The organism is Gracilibacillus orientalis (assembly GCF_900114645.1).
In the GTDB taxonomy this organism is placed as follows: Bacteria; Bacillota; Bacilli; order Bacillales; family Amphibacillaceae; genus Gracilibacillus; species Gracilibacillus orientalis.
In genome coordinates this window covers 529,806-545,409 of the sequence record NZ_FOTR01000002.1, presented here as the reverse complement: position 1 = coordinate 545,409, position 15,604 = coordinate 529,806, and the positions used below count along the sequence as shown (strand labels likewise).

The 15,604-nt window shown below is 35.7% G+C and carries 14 protein-coding genes, 1 pseudogene and 1 riboswitch; of the genes and pseudogenes, 9 read left to right on the top strand and 6 right to left on the bottom strand.

What is annotated here, in order from left to right; all coding sequences use genetic code 11:
* Positions 1 to 196: 196 nt before the first annotated feature.
* A pseudogene (locus BM121_RS21755) lies at positions 197 to 325 on the bottom strand (transposase); the annotation flags it as partial.
* A gap of 104 nt (positions 326 to 429) precedes the next feature.
* Between BM121_RS21755 and BM121_RS05960 the strand changes: the two are divergent.
* On the top strand, positions 430 to 1,092 hold the full coding sequence (locus BM121_RS05960; protein ID WP_091482360.1) for a hypothetical protein: 663 nt from the start codon (positions 430 to 432) through the stop codon (positions 1,090 to 1,092).
* 273 nt (positions 1,093 to 1,365) lie between these two features.
* Here BM121_RS05960 and BM121_RS05955 read toward each other — a convergent pair whose 3' ends face one another.
* Entirely contained in the window at positions 1,366 to 2,241 is an 876-nt protein-coding gene (locus BM121_RS05955; RefSeq protein ID WP_091482359.1) for a DMT family transporter, read from the bottom strand.
* 142 nt (positions 2,242 to 2,383) lie between these two features.
* Here BM121_RS05955 and pdxR point away from each other — a divergent pair, with 142 nt between their 5' ends.
* The 6 genes from pdxR to BM121_RS05930 all read left to right on the top strand — a co-directional run bounded on the left by pdxR (position 2,384) and on the right by BM121_RS05930 (position 8,983).
* Positions 2,384 to 3,793 (top strand): MocR-like pyridoxine biosynthesis transcription factor PdxR, encoded by a 1,410-nt coding sequence (pdxR, locus tag BM121_RS05950; protein ID WP_091482357.1) that lies wholly within the window; start codon positions 2,384 to 2,386, stop codon positions 3,791 to 3,793.
* Between the two features lie 363 nt (positions 3,794 to 4,156).
* Positions 4,157 to 4,327: a hypothetical protein gene (locus tag BM121_RS21985; protein WP_175495340.1), complete on the top strand. Its 171-nt coding sequence runs from the start codon at positions 4,157 to 4,159 to the stop codon at positions 4,325 to 4,327.
* A gap of 297 nt (positions 4,328 to 4,624) precedes the next feature.
* Positions 4,625 to 4,981, top strand: coding sequence for a hypothetical protein (locus BM121_RS05945; protein WP_091482355.1), 357 nt, complete (start codon positions 4,625 to 4,627; stop codon positions 4,979 to 4,981).
* Positions 4,982 to 5,101: 120 nt separating this feature from the next.
* Positions 5,102 to 5,560 carry a hypothetical protein gene (locus BM121_RS05940; protein WP_091482354.1) on the top strand — a complete coding sequence of 153 codons (459 nt, stop codon included), beginning with the start codon at positions 5,102 to 5,104 and terminating at the stop codon, positions 5,558 to 5,560.
* Between the two features lie 192 nt (positions 5,561 to 5,752).
* Positions 5,753 to 6,733 (top strand): tRNA dihydrouridine synthase, encoded by a 981-nt coding sequence (locus tag BM121_RS05935; protein ID WP_091482352.1) that lies wholly within the window; start codon positions 5,753 to 5,755, stop codon positions 6,731 to 6,733.
* Between the two features lie 552 nt (positions 6,734 to 7,285).
* Positions 7,286 to 8,983, top strand: coding sequence for a methyl-accepting chemotaxis protein (locus BM121_RS05930; RefSeq protein ID WP_091482350.1), 1,698 nt, complete (start codon positions 7,286 to 7,288; stop codon positions 8,981 to 8,983).
* Positions 8,984 to 9,155: 172 nt separating this feature from the next.
* Here BM121_RS05930 and BM121_RS05925 read toward each other — a convergent pair whose 3' ends face one another.
* Complete coding sequence (locus tag BM121_RS05925) at positions 9,156 to 9,707, bottom strand: dihydrofolate reductase family protein (protein WP_091482348.1); 552 nt, start codon at positions 9,705 to 9,707, stop codon at positions 9,156 to 9,158.
* A gap of 284 nt (positions 9,708 to 9,991) precedes the next feature.
* Here BM121_RS05925 and solA point away from each other — a divergent pair, with 284 nt between their 5' ends.
* Positions 9,992 to 11,122, top strand: coding sequence for an N-methyl-L-tryptophan oxidase (solA, locus tag BM121_RS05920; RefSeq protein ID WP_091482346.1), 1,131 nt, complete (start codon positions 9,992 to 9,994; stop codon positions 11,120 to 11,122).
* A gap of 175 nt (positions 11,123 to 11,297) precedes the next feature.
* Here solA and BM121_RS05915 read toward each other — a convergent pair whose 3' ends face one another.
* The 3 genes from BM121_RS05915 to BM121_RS05905 all read right to left on the bottom strand — a co-directional run bounded on the left by BM121_RS05915 (position 11,298) and on the right by BM121_RS05905 (position 13,961).
* Positions 11,298 to 11,993 (bottom strand): ABC transporter permease, encoded by a 696-nt coding sequence (locus tag BM121_RS05915; RefSeq protein WP_091482344.1) that lies wholly within the window; start codon positions 11,991 to 11,993, stop codon positions 11,298 to 11,300.
* Positions 11,993 to 12,841: an ABC transporter ATP-binding protein gene (locus tag BM121_RS05910; protein WP_091482342.1), complete on the bottom strand. Its 849-nt coding sequence runs from the start codon at positions 12,839 to 12,841 to the stop codon at positions 11,993 to 11,995. Before BM121_RS05910 ends, BM121_RS05915 begins: the two co-directional genes overlap by 1 nt.
* 163 nt (positions 12,842 to 13,004) lie before the next feature.
* Complete coding sequence (locus BM121_RS05905) at positions 13,005 to 13,961, bottom strand: LytTR family transcriptional regulator DNA-binding domain-containing protein (RefSeq protein WP_091482340.1); 957 nt, start codon at positions 13,959 to 13,961, stop codon at positions 13,005 to 13,007.
* 225 nt (positions 13,962 to 14,186) lie between these two features.
* Positions 14,187 to 14,285, top strand: a riboswitch (purine riboswitch).
* A gap of 71 nt (positions 14,286 to 14,356) precedes the next feature.
* Here BM121_RS05905 and BM121_RS05900 point away from each other — a divergent pair.
* Positions 14,357 to 15,526, top strand: coding sequence for an MFS transporter (locus BM121_RS05900; RefSeq protein ID WP_091482338.1), 1,170 nt, complete (start codon positions 14,357 to 14,359; stop codon positions 15,524 to 15,526).
* Positions 15,527 to 15,604 lie beyond the last annotated feature (78 nt).

Sequence of the window (15,604 nt, the reverse complement as noted above, 5' to 3'; positions counted from 1 at the left end):
ATATAACAGACAAATCTGATGAGCAAGGATAAAGATTTGTCGCAAAAATTGATATAACAGTGTCAAGTCCGTATTTATGTGTGAATTCATGATACATGTATTAACCATTATTCCATTTTAGAAGTTTTTATATTTTAAAGAGGGGGAAGGGGATCCCCTTCTTAAAATAGCGCATTTTCTCAAGGTTATTAGAGCTTTATTTTCGTTTGTAATTCATCAGAATAGCACCAGCTAAACGATAAGCAGATTGGTGATTAAGGAATACCTGGATGACGCTCTCTCTTCTACGAATTTCACGATTGAACCGATTTCTATTGTCGGATAAATAATAAGACTTGTGGCGTAAGGGGGTTCTCCTCCTTTACGTCTTTTTAAATGATTTGATACAGTATAACTGTTGATATTTTCCAAAAATAGGGGTAAATAAAATTGAATAAAAAGAAAATAACGGGAATTTTGGCGGTTGTTCTTGCCGCTTCAGCTATAGGTTTCATTCCTTTCTTGTCGCAGGGTAATGGAAATGATGAGGTGGAAGCGGAAGCAAAGGTAACGAAGGAAGTTCCAAGGGTTGAAAACGTTGAAAAAGAAGAAAAGACGCAATTAAGCAAAATAACAAAAGAATCATTAAAAACGGGAGAATTTGCGGAATTCATTGCGGAACAATCTGAAAGTTTTTCGGAACAATCAAACGACCCAAGATTACAAGAAACGGATTATGATGAGGGGTTTAATTACTACTTGAAAACGCAAGAATTTCAAGAATCTATGATGAAATACGATTTTGATTTACGAGATAGTGAAGACCTGAAAACCGATTTTGAAAACCTTGGAAAAATGAGAGCCATCATTGGTCATCTTCAGTTTGTAAGGACTTCACACCTTGGAAGAGAAGGGCAAGCAATAGAAGACACTGCACGTTACGATCAATGGGAAGAAGCCGACGAAGAAATGAAAAAGGCGTATGAATATTCGGAACAAATAATTCACGACCTTGATGTTGCGTTGAACCATAATGGCGAAGGTGATACGTTTGACATTACGCATACATTAAACGGCAACAAGGTTTCCGAAATTGATTCCCTTTTTCGGTAATAAAAAATAAATAACAACTATCCGTAAATATAGGTTCTCCCGATAATGTTGACTTCTTAGAGCAAATGAATCAATTAGTGATGTATGTTAATACTGCTATACCGTATTTATTAAGAAATTTAGAGAATGTGAAATAAAACCTTTTAAACTATAAGGTAGCTCTATTAAAAGTAATATTAACAGAAAAAGTGAATGGTTTTGAGAAACTCAAGCACTTTTTTCTGTCTTTTATTTTATAGCACACGATCTATAGTTCTAGTAGAGGTAGGTTGATTAATCTGTTTTTTTCATATTTGATAAAAAGACTCCACCCAACGTAATTAGCCCACCAATTATTGCATAAATAGTAGGCAGTTCCCCAAGCCAGATCCATGCTATAAGAAAAGCGACAACAGGGGTTAAATAAAGAGAACTGGTTGCTTCTGATGCTCCTGTTTGTGAAGTAATATACGCTAGGGTAAAGTAAGGAATAATCGTTGGAAAAATTCCTAGATAAATAACCACTAATGTTATATCTATGGGAGCATGAATGATCGCCTCTCCAAGACCTGGGGAAAATATCATCAAGAATATAGTACCTGACCAAATCGTGTACATTGTAAATGGAACAAAACCATATTTTTTTAGATAAGCATTCTGAAAAACAAAGTAAATACTTTCTGAAAGGGATGCAACTAAAACTAGAATAATTCCGATATTTAAAGAAAAACTTGCAGTTGTCCCACCTAAAGAAATAAATGCCACTCCAGAAAATCCAATTAATGAGCCTACCCATCCCCAGAATCCAAATTTCTCACGGAAAAAAAGTAAAGCCAACAAAGCTGTAAATATAGGTGTTGTTGAAACTAATAAACTAGCAACCCCAGCACTAATGGTTTGTTCCCCATAATTTAGTGCTGTCTGATATACCGAAAATCCTAAAGAACCAAGCAATAAAATTATAGGTACATCTTTTAGTTCCGGTAAACGAATTCCTTGAATAGCCGCAACAAGAATCAATATTAATGATCCAATTAATAATCGTAAAAGGGACACATGTTCAGGTGAATAAGCAGTCAGTGCAGCTCTTATCCCAGGGAATGCTGATGCCCATAAAATAATTGTAATCAAATGGGCAGAAGTAAGTTTTAAATCTAAAGATTTTATCATAAATACACCTCATTCTATGTTTCAATCCAACCAGTGAGATTTGATGCTTCTCATCTTAATATGACTTTGATAAAATGTCTTCAACAGGTTAAATAGAAAAAAACCAACCACTTTGAAACTTTGTTTGGAAAAAGGAGTACATATGAAAAAGCCAAAATACCAATTGATCGTTGATTTCATAAAAGACAAAATTTCCAAGGGTGAGTGGGAAATAGGTAGTCGGATTCCAAGTCAACGTCATCTGGCAAAAATGTTTGATGTCAATCGAAGTACAATCATAACAGCACTAGAAGAACTAATGGCAGACGGACTGATCGAAGGAAAAGCAGGAAAAGGGACTGTTGTCACAAATAACACTTGGACTTTGATGGGAAACCGACCCTCAACCAATTGGAATGAAAACGTCACTTTAGGTATTCATAAACCGAGTATTTCAACGGTACAGGAAATCAATGAAGCTGAATCTAATAATAATTTGATTCAATTAAGTAAAGGAGAATTATCATCAGAGATGTTCCCTTTAAAAGAAATGAGGTCCATTGTACAAAAGGTTTCGAATCAATTGACACCCTTTGGATATGAAGAACCAAAGGGAAATATAAAGTTACGCCAAGCAATTAGTGACTATCTAAAAATAAGAGGAATGGACGTATCTCCATCATCTATTCTTGTGGTTTCAGGTGCACTTCAGGCTTTACATCTTATTTCAATAGGACTTCTACAAAGAGGGTCAACTGTATTTTTAGAAGTGCCATCTTACCTTTATTCGTTGACTGTTTTTCAATCTGTGGGGATGGAGTTGAAGGGATTACCAATGGATAAGGATGGGATTAAGGTAGATTCAATTTATCAGACAAAGGAAAAAGGAAAGAGTATTTTATATACCATTCCAACCTTTCATAATCCAACAGGCACGTTAATGCAGAAGAAAAGAAGGGAGGAACTCATTGAATACTGCGAAAGAGAACAACTTCCTGTTATTGAAGATGATGTGTATCGTGATTTATGGATGGATAGCTCGCCACCAGAAACATTAAAATCAATGGATTATTATGGGAATGTATTATATCTTGGTAGTTTGTCAAAAACATTAAGTCCTGGTTTACGAATTGGCTGGGTAGTGGGATCAGAATCAGTTATTAACCGATTGGCTGATTTAAAAATGCAATCGGATTATGGATCAAGTGCGTTGTCTCAGCTCGTTGCAACGGAGTGGTTATCCAGTGGATTATATGATCAACATCTTGAAACTGTAAGAGAACAGCTTAAAGTTCGTAGAAGAAAAGCATTAGAAGCTTTGAACAAACATTTAAGTTCTTATGCTACATGGGATGTTCCAACAGGTGGTTTCTTCATTTGGATTAAGATAAAACCTACATTTAAAGTAAAAAGGTTATTTGATAAAGCATTATCCAAAGGCCTTCTTCTTAATCCTGGCAGTATTTATGCAGAACAATCAGGACAGTTTATACGATTATCCTTTGGGTTTGCTTCGCTAGCTGAAATTAAAATAGGAATATTTCGGTTAAGTCAAATCATTAAAAATCAATAAGGACATGGATTACTGACTAATGAAACGTAAGTAACATATCTTATTTGAAGTAGGTGTTTACGGTATGTCAACACTAAACTAGAAAAAAACCTTAGGGTCTTTCAACTTAAATTCGAAAAGTGATAAAACTTATCCATTTTAAAAAGTTATAAGAATTGATAAAAAAAGGACACTGAACATGACAAGTAATTATGTTTAGTGCCCTTTTTTAGTATCGTTTAATTGCTAAGAATTTGGATTCTTGTTTATTTCCTATAAGGTCTGACCGTTTATATGAAAGGCAGATATCTGAAATTATTCCGCAAAATTAGTGGTGTTTTTGTTACAATATGGTAAATGGTGATATTTGTCGGAGGTGTAATTTTGATACAAATGATGAAAGAATTAGGTTGGAAAAAATTATTGGTTTATATTGTTACTATTGTGATTTCACTTGTCATAATAGGTGTTACTGTTACATTTGGTGCATTATTATTATTAGATAAATTCGACAATCGTTTCCAAGAACCAGAAACGTATGAAACGAATAACTGAAGGGTATATTCGCTTTGGCAACGAAGTAGAAACATAAAGTGACCATAGATCTTTTACATATGAACTCGTTTGGCGCGAGAAAATCTAGTTTCATTTTAAGGCATTGACTATTCAAAGAAATCTCTAATCCATTATTACTTATCCTAAACCTCAATAGTGTGCTATTACAAATGTAAAGGGCACCTTAAATAATAAAAGCTTGAACGATAAATAGAGGACACTAGCCTGAAATGATTATTTAGATACTACGCTGAAATTCAGAAAATGACTAGTATTAGGGGATGTGGAATTTAAAGTATGAAACGAAATTTAGTAAATAAGAAGAGCATTTTCACCTTGGGTTTAGTACTAGTAACTATCACTATCTTTCTATATAAATATTATGAATCAATTAGTTATTTTGGATTTGTTGAAGTAAGAGATTTAAAATATTTTAATAACGAATTCACAGTAACTTTTGAAGGAGATTTCGGAGTTAAAACCTCTGTGTTTGCCGAAAATGATTATTTTAATATTATTGAAAATGATAAGGCAAGGGAGAGCAATATTGCTGAGATATGGGACTATTTATCAGAAGGAGAATCTCTTCACGTACTAGTAGAAGCTTACAGTAATCGTAGTCAGTTTGATTTGGAGAAAATTTATATTGATTAAAGTATCAAAGTTCATTTTTAGATGATTGTACATTAGGGAATTTTCGAAGTGTTTTTATGGAGTATAAAGAAATTCAACCTTGTTAGTGACACATATATACAAGGAGAGGAGGATTGTTCTGTGGAGTATCATATAAACGCGCTAAGATGGTCGACCATTAGTATTTTCTTTGTTGTGATATTATGGAATATATTATCGGATTATTATGGATCCTCTTTACCTTTATTCCTATTATATTTATTATTTGTAGCTGCATTAGCTACTTCCGTTCAATTAACATTTAAAATACAGAATGACCATTTAGTATACCAAGTATTATTATATAAAAGATCTATTATAAAAAAGGAGATTTACCCCGACCGAGTAAATCAAATGGAATTCATACGTGCCGGATGGGCCAAAAAAGCCGCCATTATAAAAGTAGATAAAGGACACAACATTAGATTAGTTGTACTCCAACCTCCGAAAGCGTATGACGATTTAATTGTATTTGCAGAAAAACATGATATAGCAATAGTTAAAACCAATGACTACTTAACTTTGGAAAGGAAGGAGGAGAGGAATAAAAGGAAAGACTAGCTATTTTTCCATGTCTTATATTTGCTCTTTTCTTTGTTCATATTAAATAGTATAATAATCAAGGTTGACTGTAGTTTGAAAAAAGGATTTAACAATGATATAAGTATAAAAGAAGCAGAGATTTCTTTGCTTTTTTATTTTTTGTTACATTAGGGGTGTTCTAATACCCCGATAATGAAAGGAAATTGAGTTATGGAAGATAATTTTTGGCGTGATTTACCACGACCGTTTTTTATATTAGCACCAATGGAAGATGTGACAGATGTTGTTTTTCGCCATGTAGTGAGCGAAGCAGGTAGACCTGATGTGTTTTTTACTGAATTCACAAACACGGAAAGTTATTGTCATCCACAAGGACACCAGAGTGTGCGTGGGCGTTTGACTTTTACAGAAGATGAACAACCGATGGTGGCGCATATATGGGGGGATAAACCGGAATATTTTCGGCAAATGAGTATTGGAATGGCCGAGGAAGGTTTTCGCGGTGTGGATATCAATATGGGTTGTCCTGTCCAAAATGTAGCAGCAAATGGGAAGGGATGCGGTCTTATCCGTCGTCCAGAAGTTGCAGCAGAGCTAATACAAGCAGCAAAAGCAGGGGGATTGCCTGTTAGTGTGAAAACAAGACTTGGTTACACTGATGTAGAGGAATGGCACGACTGGCTTAGACACTTATTGAAACAAGATATCGTTAATCTTTCTATTCACCTGCGTACCAAAAAGGAAATGAGTAAGGTGGATGCACATTGGGAATTGATTCCAGATATTAAAAAACTTCGTGATGAGGTGGCCCCAGATACACTTTTGACAATTAACGGGGATATTCCTGATCGTCAAACTGGTCTGGATCTCGTTCGCAGGTACGGTGTGGATGGAGTGATGATTGGGCGTGGTATTTTCACAAATCCATTCGCCTTTGAAAAGCAGCCTAAAGAACCTAGTAGTAAGGAATTGTTAGATCTCTTAAGATTGCATCTGGATCTCCATGATAAATATACAGAAATAGAGCCACGTCTATTCAAGCCTCTTCGTCGTTTTTTTAAGATCTATGTCCGTGGGTTTCGAGGGGCAAGTGAATTAAGAAATCAGTTGATGAGCACAAATTCAACGGATGAAGTCCGTACATTGCTTGATGATTTTGAGAGAAATAAGCTGGATACGAGTATATTTTAGTAAAGATATATAGTCGATTGGCATGTTTGCACAAATCATACATGTAGTAGCGATGAGTGACTGACAACCGGTATTTCTTTAGATGATTTAAAAATACACAATTTTACAAAATCAAAAGCCAGGAACCCTTAATTATAAGGGTTCCTGGCTTCATTTAAACCTTTTTGCATTTTAGTGTATTAAACCTAAATAAATCCCAAGAGAGCTAATGAATGCAAAGGTTACCTTGATAGCATTGTGTTTCCCCCAGAAGTTTTGCAGTGCTACTGTTATGGTGTACCAGCTTCTGCTAAGTATATGCTTAATTTTGGTACTTCTAGCATCACACATTTTATCTGTCCATGTCATTTGGTTTCAGAGCTGAATCGAATCGAGACTTCGTATATTAATCTGATAAAGTAACTATTTTACCAACTCATCTGTGTACATGATCGATAAAAAAATATAGGTTATTTTGTCGAAAAAACTACAATAATTCATGTTTTGGTCGATATGATAAGCAGGGTAAAGTTTATTTAGCTTTCCAACTATAAAACATGGAGTGAATACAACATGAAAAAATTATTCCAATTCAAGAGTATTAAAACGAAGATAATGGCATTTTTCTCCCTTATAGCCATTTTAGTTTTAGGTGTTGGTTTTTATTTAGTTTATTCGATTAGTGATATGTCAAAAGAAACGGAACAACTTGCTAATAAGGAAATTCCATTACTTGCGACAGATTATAAATTATTGAGTGTACTTGCTAGTCAGCAAAATGAACTAAGAGGATATTTGATTTCTGAGGATGAAAGCCATGAGCAAGCTTTTATGGAAATACGTGAAGCTGGGTTAGGTTTTAAAGAGGACTTATTACAAATCACCAATAATTCAACTACTACTGAATTAGCTGAAAACATTGATCAAATATATAATATAGTAGATGAGGAATACTTCCCGGCAATGCACGCTGGAGAAACAGAAGAAGCAGCACAAATATTGGAAGGAAAGATAGACCCGTTAATTGAAGAAACGACGAATGGATTCTTAGATTTAGCTCTGACCAGAGAGACAGAGAGCAGAGAAAGCAGTCAGTTGGCCCTGGAACATGCTGAATCCAATACTATCATAGCTATTATATCTGGCATTGTCTTACTTATTATCATAGTTTTATTATCGATTTTTGTGCCAAGAATTATTGCCAAACCAATTATTCAATTAAAAGAACGCATGGACTTAATTGCTTGTGGCGATTTAAGCAGTGAACCATTAGTTTCGAATTCAAAGGATGAGATTGCTGATTTAATTTATGCGTCTAATCGTGTAAATGACAATTTGAAAGACATGTTGAATCAAATAACTAATGTAACCAAGACTCTCAATGATCAAAGTTATGAATTAATGCAATCATCTAACAATGTTAAAGAAGGAAGCGAACAAGTAGTTAGCACCATGCAAGAGTTAGCAAGTGGTTCAGAATCACAAGCAAACACAACAAGTGACATAGCTTATTCAATGAACCATTTTAGTAATAAAATAAAAGAAGCAAATAATAGTGGTGAGACTGTTTATTCTTCTTCACAACATGTTCTTCAGTTAACTGATGAAGGTAGTAAACAGATGAATTCATCCATTAATCAAATGGGAATCATTGATTCTATTGTAAAAGAAACAGTTGAAAAAGTAAGTGGACTTGATAAGCAATCCCAGGAAGTCTCTAAACTGGTGAATGTTATTAAAGACATTGCTGAACAAACGAATCTGTTAGCATTAAATGCAGCAATTGAAGCTGCACGTGCCGGAGAGCAAGGGAAAGGTTTTGCAGTAGTTGCTGATGAAGTGCGGAAATTAGCAGAGCAAGTATCCTTATCTGTAACAGATATAACACAAATTGTAAATAATATTCAACAGGAAACAGGAACAGTGACAGAATCCTTGCAAAAGGGTTATAAAGAAGTAGAAAGTGGTAGAAATACCATTATATCTACTGGAAAAACGTTTGAAGGAATTAATAGTTCTCTCTCAGAAATGGCGAACGGAATTAAATATATTTCAGGGAATTTAAGTGATATTGCAGAAAACAGCGATGATATGAATAAGTCTATTGAAGAAATTGCTGCTGTGTCTGAAGAATCAGCTGCAGGAATTGAAGAAACCTCAGCAACCATTGATCAAACAGGTAACTCAATTGAGCAAGTGACTTTAAGTGCCAATCAATTAAATAAACTATCAAATGAACTAAATGAATTAATCAATAATTTTAAGTTGTAAGAAATTCTATAATAGAAACTAACTTATGACTGAATGGAAGGCAATGTTCTACTAAACAGGAACATTGCCTTTTTTTCCATAGTTTCTCATGTCGTTGATTTTATTGTACTTTTTCACTTTGGGATAAAATAATTGGTTGTTGAAGGTTTTATAGGTTCTCAGTTAAGGGCACTTAATTCCTAATCGTTTGGTATGTATGAAGAACCGCTCCAGTATCAAACACTCTCGTATTAACAAGATTGAGCTTAATTGCATCAGATATGTTTTTGAAAAGTGGGAGTCCGCCCCCCAGTATAACAGGGTGAATTATTAGTCTGTATTCATCAATGAGTCCAAGTCTTGAAAGAGATTGTGCAAAACTTGCGCCTCCGTGAGCCAAAATATAACTACCCGATTGTTGCTTTAATTGAGATATCTCCTCAGAAATACCCCTATTTGCCAAGCGTGAATACTGCCAATCAACTTCCTTCATTGTATCCGAGAAAACTACTTTTGGTTTTTCGTTCATCGGAGGTGCATAGTCTTCTGTTGAGGATGGCCAATGCTTAGCCATGTCCTGATAAGTCCTTCTTCCCATAATGTGAACATCGGCTTCCCAAAGCATATTAGTGATGTAAGCTTTTAATTCACTATTAACATTGTCATAAATCCAGTCTATCTTTCCACCTTTTGCATTGACAAATCCATCAAGAGAAACGTCCATTTTTAATACTACATTTTTCATCCCTTATTCCTCCTTTCCTACAAGTTAGCACATCAAAGAATATTGTATTTCTTCTCGATTGCTGAAAATTAATTTATCCTATGGTTTTTAAAAAATTCACTCCACTATAGGGCCCGTTTGTGGGAGAATTAATATAACTCTCAAAAACCAGTACATAAAGATTTAAAAGTTCAGATTCAACAACTACATAATGAAGGTACGAAATATTGAATTTTGTTGCTGATGAAGGTATGATACTAATTATTGAAAATATGAACTTGGTTAACATTAAAGGGGAGTAAATGATGGATTATGAAGTTATTATAATAGGTGCGGGATCGATGGGGATGGCTGCAGGCTATTATTTAGCAAAACAAGGAAAACGTGTATTATTAATTGATTCCTATAATCCTCCGCATGCAGAGGGATCCCACCATGGGGAAACAAGAATAATACGACATGCATATGGTGAAGGCGAAAGCTATGTTGAAATGGCATTACGTGCACAAGAGCTATGGCATGAACTTCAAGCGCAATCAGACGAGAAGATTTTTATCCCAACAGGCGTTGTTAATGTTGGAAAAACAGATTCAACATTTATTCAAAACGTGATGAGTAGTGCGAAAAACTATTCCTTAAATGTAGAGCAATTAACAGCAGATGAAATGAATCAACGTTGGAATGGTTTTCAAGTGCCAGAAGGTTATATAGGCTGTTATGAAGTGGACTCAGGCGTATTAATGAGTGAGAATAGCATTAGAGCTTTTCAAAAACATGCAAAAGCACATGGTGCAGTGCTTAAGGTCAATGCACCCGTAACATCCATCTCTACTTTTGAAAATAGTGTAAAGGTGGGGACAGCGAAGGAAAGCTTTACAGCTGAGTCTTTAATTATGACGCCTGGTGCAGGTACAAGAAAGCTTCTTCCATTAGTAAATCTTGATCTACCACTACAAGAGGAACGAAATACATTCTCTTGGTTTGAGACAGACGAGAGTATCTACAATTCAAGTCATTTTCCGGCCTTTTCATTTGAATTACCGACGGAAACATATTATGGGTTTCCAAGTATTGATCAAGCAGGTGTCAAAATAGGGCGACATGATGGCGGGATTCCTAGAGATATGAGCCAACCACTAGCAGAATTTGCGGCATATGAACAAGATGAACGAGATGTAAGTAGGTATGCGGAACGTTGTATGCCAAGCGTTGGTCCACATAAGATGGGAAAGGCATGTACGTATACAATGACGCCAGATGAGGACTTTATCATTGATAAGCATCCTGATCATGATCATGTTGTTATTGCTTGTGGATTTTCTGGACATGGATTTAAATTCAGTAGTGTGATCGGAGAGATCCTGAGCCAAATGGTGACGGGAAATCGTGAAACAGAATTAGATATTAGTCCATTTTCGATCAAGAGATTTTTATAAAGTTTGTCAAATATCGTTGAAATTAACGGGGAACCAAGTGAAATTACTAATGTCGTATCGACTGGGGTGCTGACCTTAAATATAAAGCATAAAAACGCAGGCAGCGCATTCGCTTCAAAATGCATGCACTGCCTGCCAATAAAAAAAAGATTTATAGACATTAAATTTCTCACAATCAGTCATCAGTCCTCGACTTTTTAAAACAGATATAAGTGAATAGTGCGGCACCAATCGCCCAAATTGCAACAATACCTATGGAGGTCCAGGAATTGGTATCGTGCATTTTGATTAACTGCATGACCGGAAATAGATCCGCTATCGTAATGGCGATATTGTCTTCTCCAAGGACTAGAAAATCAATCATCGGTGTAAATCCAAACAAAAACATTACCGGCATTAGGTAGGCCGATGTGGAAGCTATTGATTTCGTGAATAATCCAATACCAATACCAAGGAATAAAAAGAATAGAAATAATAGAATCAGCCCAATGGTTGCCTGAACATTCAGGAAAGGCTCAATGCCAACGAGAAACAGAGAGATAGCTAAAGCTACTAAACTCATGAGGCCGACTACTAAGCTTTTACCAATAATGATATCCAGAAAAGAAGCGGGTGAAAGCATAAGACCACGTAATGTTTTCTTCTCATTTTCTTCTGCCATCATCGTCATCATACAGCTTGCTGTTACAGAAGAAAAGGTGACTCCGACAATTAAATATAACATGGGGATCGGAAGCCCTTCATCTCCGCCCAAGCGACTGTAGATTAATGCCAATACAATAGGGATGATCGGCATCATCAAAAGCATCATGTTCTTCATGAAATCTTTTAAATCTTTTTCAAAAATGGCACCTATACGTTGGGTGTTCATTATACAAGCTCCTTCCCGGTTATCTTTAAAAAGATCTGACCAAGTGTGGGATTGTCCGATTGTATTGATTTTACTTCGCCGTTTGCTATTAGTTCTCTAATTTTATCTGCGTTCCCGGATTCATTTTCAATTACTAGTCGTTCATCCTCAAATGTTTCAACGTGAAAGGCATGTGTAGAGTATTTATACCGGAGTGTATCCGGGCTGCCCAATTCCTGTACTTCACCTTTGTCTAAAAAGGCTACACGGTCACATAATGCTGTTGCTTCTTCCATATCATGTGTGGTTATAAAAATAGTCGTCCCCGCTTCATTCAGTTTCTGCAGCCCACGATGGATATGTGCCGCATTCCCGGGGTCCAAAGCAGAAGTAGGTTCGTCTAAAAATACGAGTTCGGGTTTATGAATAAGTGCTTTTGCCAGCAGAACTCGCTGCTTCATCCCTTTTGATAGCTTTGATACGACTTTGCTACGCGCCTCTTTCAAATTCACTTCATCCAGCATCACATCAATTTGTTCTAGAGGTGCATCATATAACTGACAAAATAATTTCAGATTATCATATACGGTTAGACGTTCATACAATGAACTATTATCTGAGAGTATCCCAATTCTGGATCTAAAATCAGCAGTTCCAAATAAATGAGAGTTTACATCTAATACGCTCACGTCACCAGCTGTTTGCCCAAGCTCCCCTGTTAGAATCTTTATCGTTGTTGTTTTGCCTGACCCACTTGGTCCCAATAACCCAAATATTTCTCCTGGCTTTACAAAAAAACTGACATCTTTAATGGCCGCATTTTGATCAAATACCTTTCTCAGCCCATTCACTTCAATTGTATGTTTCAATTGAACTCCTCCTTTGGTGATCTGAGCCTATCGTATCCTGTATTGGCTTTGAATGCACTCATATCAAGGTGAGATGTACTGAAAAGAAGGCTAACTGTATCTATTTCAGGGTGAATGAACGCCTCAAAAGGGGCCTATGTTTCTCGGTAAAGCTGAACTGTACTTATTTCAGATTAAACATATCTTGAATACTTTGTATTTTCGTCCGTGATAACGGAATGGTTGACTTAGGTTTATTATCAATTCTGAGTGAGTATGTATTTTTTGACCATGTGATAATTTCCCGTACCTTTTGCAAATTTACTATGTATGATCGGTGGCATCGATAAAATCCATACACTTCTAATTTCTTTTCTATTTCAGCCAATGTCGAATCCAGTGCAAATGATTCTTCATTAATAACAATCATGGCTCTTCCATCCTGGCTTTCGATATAATCAATTTCCAGCGGATCGAATAAAATGACTTTATCTTCTACCTTCGCAGGAATTTTGAATAATTTTAGCGTTGATGGTTTAGGAGCGGATTCAGCCTCAGGTGTCACCTCATCCTTCTCCGCGATATCTACTTCAATTTCTTGCAGCCCTTTTTCCTGCAACTTATAGGCAACATCGCTAAGAAGCAGAGCATGTTCCAGATTAGATACTAAAATAAGTGCTGGTGTCTTGTTGTCTGTTACCTTTTTAAGCATATTGATAAAGGTATTTATCGTCTTTATATCGACACCATGAATGGGCTCTTGGAACACCATTGGATGCTTATTCATCATGTAATATTTGGCATAGTACACACGACAGATCTCAGACTGTGAACATTTCCGCAAAGGTTTTTTGGCACACATTTGCAGTTCGAACAGCACAAGAATTTCAGGCAATGGTATCGGACAACCGAACCATTTACGATAAAAAGAAACATTATCAACGACTGTCAAACGATCATATAATCCTTCTTGCTGATCAAACACGGTAATTTCTCCATTACTGCGAATCGTATGTAATAATTCAGCTTGCATATCTGTATCACTGTAAATCGCAGTGGTATATGATTCATTTAAGTTAAGGGAAAATGGCGGAAGTATCTCGCTTTTCACAGACTCATAATCTAGTTTAAAACTCGTCATCTAACAAACTCCTATTCGACTTTAAAATCCAAGTATTAATTTATCATAGTATAACATGGTAAATACCATATTTTTTATACCAATACAATTATTAATAAAGATTATAAGGCGTTGTATGATTACAATACTGTTATTCCATAATAAAACGGAACTTGGATGGTAGTATCATAGCTAAAATTTACTACTTGAAAAATCAAATGATAGCTAGTAAACTGTTCAAGGTACTCGCTTATAAATTAATCTACCTGTATAACCTCAGAATATGGCATGAGGGTCTCTACCAGGAACCTTAAAATCCTGATTACAGAAAATGAATTATTCATTTTTTGTAATCAGGATTTTTTATATCCAAAAGTATCTTTGTTATTTTTTTATTAGAAAGGACGTAAAACAAAATGAATTTAAAAGTTTTTATACTAGCATTATCAACTGTAGCAGTTGGATTGGTTGAATTAGTTATTGGTGGAATACTTCCAACTATCGCAAACGATTTAAACATCTCCCTAAGTTCTGCAGGACAATTAATCACGGTTTTCGCACTTATTTATGCTGTTTCCGGTCCTGTATTACTAGTCATAACTAGCAAAATGGAGCGAAAAAGTTTATATCTCATATCTTTATCTATTTTCTTTATCGGTAATATAATGACATATTTCAGTCCGAATTTTACCTTTATGATGATTGCAAGGGTATTAACCGCAATGAGTACAGCACTTATCGTTGTACTGTCCTTAACCATAGCTTCAAAAGTTGTTTCACCAACACATCGAGCAAAGGCTCTGGGTCTCATTTATATGGGCATTAGTTCGTCACTTGTCATGGGAGTGCCATTAGGAATTCTGATTTCCGATAAATTCGGTTGGCGCATTATTTTTCTAGGGATTGCTATTTTATCTATAGGTTCATTTGTGCTTATTTCTATCTTTTTGGAGAGGTTTCCTGGGGAAAACACGATTCCACTTTCACAACAATTAAAGGCAGTGAGTAGCTTTAAAATAGGTAGTGCACATCTTGCAACCATGTTTATGCTAGCAGGACATTACACGCTTTATGCATACTTCACTCCATTTTTAGAAACGGAACTTCATCTGAATTCCAGTTGGATTAGCATATGTTATCTATTATTTGGGATTGCTGCGGTAAGTGGCGGAGCATTCGGAGGCATTCTTTCAGATTCGATTGGAGCTCAAAAAAGCATCATTGTAGTGATTATTTCATTTGCTGTTGTGCTATTCATATTACCATTGACTACTTTTTCACTGATTTTATTTCTACCGATTATGATGGTCTGGGCTGCATTAAGCTGGAGTTTAGCTCCACCACAACAAAGCTATTTGATTCAAACAGATCCTGCTACATCTGATATTCAGCAAAGCTTTAATAATTCAGCGTTACAAATAGGTATTTCTCTTGGGTCAGCATTTGGTGGTATCGTGTTAAGTCAAACCGGAACTGTCTCCAATACAGCTTGGTTCGGTGGCATCCTTATCATCATCTCCTTAGGATGCGCAGTATTTTCTTTAACAAGAAAAACGGGAGTAAAAGAAAATACTAATGTGGCCTAGGCTGTAGAAAATCAAATACGTGAGTAGTTTAGGTTAAAATGCTTGATGTTTCTAGCGATCATCAAATGAATGGAAATA

Coding starts and splice junctions, on each gene's coding strand:
- BM121_RS05955 (WP_091482359.1), bottom strand. CDS start 2,241: ATGATAAAATCTTTAGATTTAAAACTTACTTCTGCCCATTTGATTACA.
- pdxR (WP_091482357.1), top strand. CDS start 2,384: ATGAAAAAGCCAAAATACCAATTGATCGTTGATTTCATAAAAGACAAA.
- BM121_RS05945 (WP_091482355.1), top strand. CDS start 4,625: ATGAAACGAAATTTAGTAAATAAGAAGAGCATTTTCACCTTGGGTTTA.
- BM121_RS05935 (WP_091482352.1), top strand. CDS start 5,753: ATGGAAGATAATTTTTGGCGTGATTTACCACGACCGTTTTTTATATTA.
- BM121_RS05930 (WP_091482350.1), top strand. CDS start 7,286: ATGAAAAAATTATTCCAATTCAAGAGTATTAAAACGAAGATAATGGCA.
- BM121_RS05925 (WP_091482348.1), bottom strand. CDS start 9,707: ATGAAAAATGTAGTATTAAAAATGGACGTTTCTCTTGATGGATTTGTC.
- solA (WP_091482346.1), top strand. CDS start 9,992: ATGGATTATGAAGTTATTATAATAGGTGCGGGATCGATGGGGATGGCT.
- BM121_RS05915 (WP_091482344.1), bottom strand. CDS start 11,993: ATGAACACCCAACGTATAGGTGCCATTTTTGAAAAAGATTTAAAAGAT.
- BM121_RS05905 (WP_091482340.1), bottom strand. CDS start 13,961: ATGACGAGTTTTAAACTAGATTATGAGTCTGTGAAAAGCGAGATACTT.
- BM121_RS05900 (WP_091482338.1), top strand. CDS start 14,357: ATGAATTTAAAAGTTTTTATACTAGCATTATCAACTGTAGCAGTTGGA.